This is a genomic window from Parafannyhessea sp. (genome assembly GCF_051876455.1).
Taxonomy (GTDB): domain Bacteria; phylum Actinomycetota; class Coriobacteriia; order Coriobacteriales; family Atopobiaceae; genus Parafannyhessea.
On the sequence record NZ_JBJEHW010000007.1, the window covers coordinates 1 to 1523 of the forward strand.

Below are 1523 nucleotides of genomic sequence, written 5' to 3' on the forward strand. Positions count from 1 at the left end.
GCCACAAATGGCATAGGAGCGGGTATCATCTAGACACGTCAGTGCGGAGTTTTCCCAGGGTTTTGCGTGGCATTGCGGCGCGGGCCCGGGAGGAGCGGATGGGCCCTTGAATCCAGTCATCGTCATTCCCTCATACTGGGCGGAAAGCGACGCCCCCACAAGGATTGGCGAGGTGGGCGTCTACGATCACGCGACGCCCATCACGAAGCCCGTGCCCGAGCTTGCCACCTGCCTCGACTCGCTCGAGGGCGTGCGCGGCGTGCTGCGGGTCATCGTGCTGCTGGTGTGCGACCAGTCGTGCGAGAAGAGCGCGCGTGCCCGCGTCGAGGGCATCTGCCGCGACCATCCGCGCCTGAACCCGCTGGTCATAGGCTCGCCGGAGGCGGCGCTCGTCCGCGGGGCCATCGACGCCTGCGTGCCGGGGATCGACGGCGACCCCGTGTCGCTTCGCGGCTACGGCGCCATCCGCAACATGGGCCTCGCCGTCGCGGCGATCCTCAACCACGACGTCGTGGTCTTCCTGGACGACGACGAGGTCGCCCTGAACGAGAACTTCCTGATAGACGCCGCGTACGGCATGGGCATGTCCACGCGCCAGGGCCTCAAGATAGCCGCAAAGAGCGGCCTGTACCTTGACCAGCGCAACTCCCCGTACGCAGACATCGGCAAGCCGCGCTGGTCCGAGCGCTACTGGTCCAAGCGCGTGGAGTTCAACCACTGGATGCACCGGGCGCTCAACGGCACGCGCATCAGCCGCTCCAACACCGTGTGCGGCGGCTGCTTCTGCGTGGGCGCGAGCGCCTTCACCAAGGTGAGCTTCGACCCCACCATATCGCGCGGGGAGGACCTGGACTATCTCTTCAACCTGCGCATGTACGGCTTTGACGTGTGGTTTGACAACGCGTGGCGCGTGCGGCACATGCCGCCCAAGACGCCCTCGCACGCGTCGCGCTTCATGCAGGACGTCTTCCGCTGGAACTACGAGGTGGAGAAGCTCCGCGTGGCAAACTCCATCAAGGGCGCGCGCCAGGTGCGCCCGGAGTCGCTCCGCCCGTACCCCTCTGATTGGATATCGCCAACGGTCGTGCGCAACCGCATCGCGCACACGTCGCTGCGCCGCGCCATCGTGGGGCCCGAGCGGCTGGACTACCTCAAGATCTGGCTGCGCGGCAGAAAGCTGGCAGAGCAGTGGGCCCGCCGGGTGGCGAGCAGCTACTTCAGCTTCCAGACGTACTGGCCGCAGGTCATGTCGTCGCTCTGGGACAACAGGGGGCTCGCGGAGCGGCTAGAGGCCATGGGCACGACCGCCCACCAGGGCGAGAAGGACGAGGGCGCGCGCAAGTGAGAGGCATCGCACATAGGAACACGCTCGCGACGGTGGGGATCGCCGCGCTGACGGTCGCGCTCATCTGGCTCCTCACCTGGGGCCTCATCACCGCGAACCTGATTGCGGCCGTCGTTGCGGGCGCCGGGCTGGCCGTGGACATCGTGATTGGCGGGAGCGTGGTGCTGCTCGTCCCGGA

General features: G+C 67.2%; 1 protein-coding gene and 1 pseudogene. Both read left to right on the forward strand.

The annotated features are described in order from the left end of the window. The first annotated feature begins 106 nt into the window (after positions 1 to 106). Complete coding sequence (locus ACI38Z_RS00400) at positions 107 to 1345, forward strand: glycosyltransferase (RefSeq protein ID WP_439788215.1); 1239 nt, start codon at positions 107 to 109, stop codon at positions 1343 to 1345. Next, a pseudogene (locus ACI38Z_RS00405) lies at positions 1342 to 1523 on the forward strand (sensor histidine kinase); the annotation flags it as partial. The gene ACI38Z_RS00400 and the pseudogene ACI38Z_RS00405, both read left to right, overlap by 4 nt.